Here is a 4,277-nt window from a genome sequence, read left to right on the forward strand (position 1 = left end):
GGGCGTCGCCCGGGCGCGGCTCGTCCCGCCACACGACGGGTGCCAGCAGCGCCGCGCCGACCACCAGCACCACCGGCACGACCAGGACCGGCCGGGGCGGACGGGAACGGCGGCGCGTCGGGGGACCGGGCGCCCCGGCCGGTGTCACGTCTGCGACCGTGGACCGGATCCCGGCCGTGGACCCGATCCCGGCCGGCGTTCCGTCTCCGGCCACCGCCGTCGGGGTCGGGGTCAGCGCGGCGGCGACCTGACGGGCGGTGGGGCGTTCGGCCGGATTCCGGGACAGGCAGCGCAGGCAGACGTCGGCGACCTCCGGCGGCAGGCCCGGCACCTCGACCCGAGTCGGTGGGCCGCCGTCGGCCAGCGCGGCGCTGAGCTGCTCCCAGGTGTCCGCCGGGTACGGCACCCGCCCGGTGAGCGCCTCGTGCAGCAGCACGCCCAGCGAGTAGACGTCGGTGGCGGGCTGCGCCGGCGCACCGTCGAGCCGTTCCGGTGCCACGTACGCCGGGGTGCCGAAGGTCTCGCCGTCCTCGTCCTCGTCCGGCGCGCCGATCCGGGTGGCGATGCCGAAGTCGAGCACCTTGGCGCCGGCCGGCGTCATCATCACGTTGGACGGGGTGATGTCCCGGTGCACGATGCCGAGCCGGTGCGCGGCGGCCAGCGCGTCGGCCACCTGCGCGCCGATCCGTACCGCCTCCGGCCAGGGCAGCGGACCCTCGGTGAGTCGCAGCTCCAGCTCCTCGCCGGCCAGCAGCTCCATCACGACGAACGACATGATCGTGCCGTCCGGGGCGACCGTCTCGCCGTAGTCGTGTACCGACGTCACGTGCGGATGGACCAGTTTGGCGGCCGACCGGGCCTCGGAGCGGACCATGTCCCGGAACCGGGCGTCCGCCGCGAGCGACGGCGCGAGCACCTTCACCGCCACGCTGCGGTCCAGCACCTCGTCACGGGCACGCCAGATCACCGACATTCCGCCCGCGCCGATCTGGTCGACGAGCCGGTATCGGTCGGCCAGCAACCGGCCGGGACGCAGCGCTGGCTTCACGTTTCGCACCTGCCTCGGGGGGTGGGAGCGCTATCAGGTTGCGGGACCGTTTCCGTCGTGTCAACGGCCCCGCCCCCCACCTGCGGCGGCCGGGCAGCGCGGGCGTGCCAGGATTGACGCCATGTCGCGGGGACCGGTGGCGTTCGTGCTCGGAGGTGGAGGCGTCCTCGGGGCGGTCGAGGTGGGCATGCTGCGTGCCCTGTTCCGCGCCGGGATCCAGCCCGACCTGGTGATCGGCACGTCCATCGGCGCGGTCAACGGCGCGCTGGTCGCCGCCGACCCGTCCGAGGCGGTCACCGACCGGCTGGTGCGGCTCTGGGCCTCACCGGAGGCGAGCGAGGTGTACGGCGACTCGGTCGCCCGGCAGGTGCGCCGGTTCGCCGCCCGTACCCACCTGCACTCGCCCCGCCCCCTGCGCAAGCTGCTGGAGGGCGAGCTGGGCGCGGAGACCACCTTCGCCGACCTGCGGGTGCCCTTCCGCTGCTGTGCGGCGAACATCGAGCGGGCCGCCGAGCACTGGTTCGACACCGGGCCGGTGGTGCCGGCCGTGCTGGCCAGCGCCTCCGTGCCGGGGCTGCTGCCGCCGGCCCGGATCGGCGACAATCACTACATCGACGGCGGCATCGTCAACTCCATCCCCATCGGCGAGGCGGTCGCCGTGGGCGCCGGGCGCATCTTCGTCCTCCAGGTGGGTCGGATCGAGCGGGCGCTGAGCCCGCCCAAGCGGCCCTGGGAGATCGCCCAGGTCGCGTTCGAGATCGCCCGCCGGCACCGGTTCGCGCGCGAGATGGCGGCGCTGCCCGACGGCGTGGAGGTGCACGTGCTGCCGACCGGCGGGCTGGAGCCGCGCGACGACACGCCCTGGGCGTACCGGGACATGGCCGCGGTGGGGCGGCGGATCAGCCGCGCCTACACGGCCTCCCGGCGCTACCTGGCGCAGCTGGAACGCTGATGCCGCTGCCCCCACGGTGGCTGCGCCGGCTGCTGCTCGCGCCCGGCGTGGTGCTGCTCGCGGTGACGGTGGTGACCACGGTCCCGGTGTGGGCGCTGCTGGCGTTGGCCGCCTCACCGTTCGTGCCCGGCCGCCTGCGGCCCCTGCGCGTGGTGTGGGTGGGTGCCGTCTACCTGATCTGGGACGCGGCAGCGCTGCTCGCGCTCTTCGCACTCTGGGTCGGCTCCGGCTTCGGCTGGCGGGTGCGGGCACCGGCCTTCCAGCGCGCCCACTACGTGCTGGCCGGCTGGTTCCTGCGGGTGCTGTTCTGGCAGGCCCGGTGGACGCTGCGGCTGAGCATCGACGTGGTCGGCACCGACCCGGACACCGCCCTGCCCGGCCGGCCGGAGCTCGTGCTCTGCCGGCACGCCGGCCCGGGTGACTCCTTCATCCTGATCCACGCGCTGGTCAACTGGTTCCGGCGGGAGCCCCGGATCGTCCTCAAGGACAGCCTCCAGTGGGACCCGGCGATCGACGTGCTGCTCAACCGGCTGCCGACCCGCTTCCTCGCGCCGGGCCCGGATGGCCGGGGCTCCGCGACCGAGCAGATCGGACACCTCGCCACCGGTCTGGACGACGACGACGCGTTCGTGATCTTCCCGGAGGGCGGCAACTTCACCCCGAAGCGCCGCCTGCGGGCCATCGCCCGGCTGCGCTCCCTCGGCCTGGAACGCATGGCTCTGCGCGCGGAACGGATGCAGCACGTGCTCGCCCCGCAGCCCGGCGGGCTGCTCGCGGCCCTGGACGCGGCACCGGACGCCGGTGTCGTCTTCGTGGCCCACACCGGGCTGGACCGGCTGCTCACGGTGGCCGACGTGTGGCGCGAACTGCCGATGGACAAGCGGATCATCATGCGGTTCTGGTCCGTACCTCCGGAGAACGTCCCGACCGGCCGGCAGGAACGCATCGACTGGCTCTTCGACTGGTGGAGCCGGATCGACGAGTGGATCGCGGCCAATCGCGACGGCACCGCGTAGGGTGCGAAGGTGGATCAGATCTGCGTCGTGACGACGGTGGTGGACGCGCGGTCGGTGGCCGACGTCCTGGCGGCCGCGGCGGTCGCCGGCCGGCTTGCCGCCTGCGCCCAGGTGGGCGGCACGGTGGACAGCACCTACTGGTGGCGGTCGAACGTGGAGACCAGCAGCGAGTGGGAGGTGCGCTTCAAGACCGCACCGGACCGGGTCACCGCCCTGATGGAGCAGATCCGGGCCAGCCACCCGTACGAGGTGCCGGAGATCCTGGTGACCCGGGTGGAGAGCGGCAATCCCGACTACACCGCATGGGTGCACGACCACACCCGTCCCTGACCGGCCAGTCCCGGCTAGGTACGCGCACTCTGGTCCGGTGATCTCCGGAGGTCGAGGATGGCCGCGTGGAGAACTCCGCCTACCCCTGCCCCGCCTGCGGCGCACCGGCCGATCTCGGCACCGGCTGCTCCGGCTGCGGCCGCCCGCCGTACCCGCCAGCGGCCGAGGTGTTCCGGCTCGACCGGGAGATCGTCGCGCTCGGCGCGGAAGCCGAGCGGGCGCGTCAGGCGTACCACGAGGTCACCGAGCGGCTCGGGACGGCCCGGCGGCGGCGTGCGGAGGTGGCGGCCGCGATTCGGGCGGAGTTCCCGGCGCCGGTCCGTCCGGCCCCGGCGGTGGGACGGCCGCCGGTGCTTCCGGCGCCGGAGATCCTTCCGGCGCGGCCCGGCGAGGCGGAGACGTCGACCCGCACGGTGCAGGGCGTGCTGTTCGTCCTCGGTGGACTGCTGCTCGGCACCGCCGCGGTGGTCTTCACCGCGGTCGCGTGGGCCAGTGTCGGGATCGCCGGACGGGCGCTGATCCTGGCCGCCCTCACCGCCCTCGCCCTGGCGGTCCCGCTGCCGCTGGCGCGGCGGGGCCTGCGGGGCACCGCGGAGACCGTCGCGGCGGTGGGTCTGCTCCTGGTGCTCCTGGACGGGTACGCCGCCTGGACGGTGGACCTGGCCGGGGTGGCCGGTTGGTCCGGCACGAGGTACGCCGCGCTGGTCGGGGGGGCCAGCGCGGCGGTCGCCGTCGGGTACGCCCGGCTCAGCGGGCTGACCGGACCGTGGTTCGCCGGGCTGCTTCTGGTGCAGCCGGTACCGCTGCTGCTCGTCATCGAGGCACGGCCGGGGGCGGACGGCTGGGCGCTGTAGGACGTTAGTCGGGCAGGAGCCGAAACGGACATACCTGCATTGCTAACACCTATAGGCCTACTCGGTCCCATACCTAT

5 protein-coding genes are annotated in these 4,277 nt (G+C 74.2%); 4 read left to right on the forward strand and 1 reads right to left on the reverse strand.

All coding sequences use genetic code 11. The features are described 5' to 3' along the window. A partial coding sequence (locus tag AB0I76_RS23520) for a serine/threonine-protein kinase (protein WP_357039260.1) occupies positions 1-1,048 on the reverse strand: 1,048 nt, incomplete at its 3' end. A gap of 121 nt (positions 1,049-1,169) precedes the next feature. Here AB0I76_RS23520 and AB0I76_RS23525 point away from each other — a divergent pair. From AB0I76_RS23525 to AB0I76_RS23540, 4 genes are all read left to right on the forward strand, one after another. Next, complete coding sequence (locus AB0I76_RS23525; protein ID WP_357039263.1) at positions 1,170-2,000, forward strand: patatin-like phospholipase family protein; 831 nt, start codon at positions 1,170-1,172, stop codon at positions 1,998-2,000. Next, complete coding sequence (locus AB0I76_RS23530; protein WP_357039266.1) at positions 2,000-3,016, forward strand: 1-acyl-sn-glycerol-3-phosphate acyltransferase; 1,017 nt, start codon at positions 2,000-2,002, stop codon at positions 3,014-3,016. Before AB0I76_RS23525 ends, AB0I76_RS23530 begins: the two co-directional genes overlap by 1 nt. Positions 3,017-3,025: 9 nt before the next feature. Next, positions 3,026-3,346 carry a divalent-cation tolerance protein CutA gene (cutA, locus tag AB0I76_RS23535; RefSeq protein WP_357039269.1) on the forward strand — a complete coding sequence of 107 codons (321 nt, stop codon included), beginning with the start codon at positions 3,026-3,028 and terminating at the stop codon, positions 3,344-3,346. A gap of 65 nt (positions 3,347-3,411) precedes the next feature. Continuing rightward, a complete protein-coding gene (locus AB0I76_RS23540; RefSeq protein WP_357039272.1) occupies positions 3,412-4,200 on the forward strand; it encodes a hypothetical protein in 789 nt (262 codons plus the stop codon). Positions 4,201-4,277 lie beyond the last annotated feature (77 nt).

The organism is Micromonospora sp. NPDC049799 (assembly GCF_040656655.1).
Taxonomy (GTDB): Bacteria; Actinomycetota; Actinomycetes; order Mycobacteriales; family Micromonosporaceae; genus Micromonospora.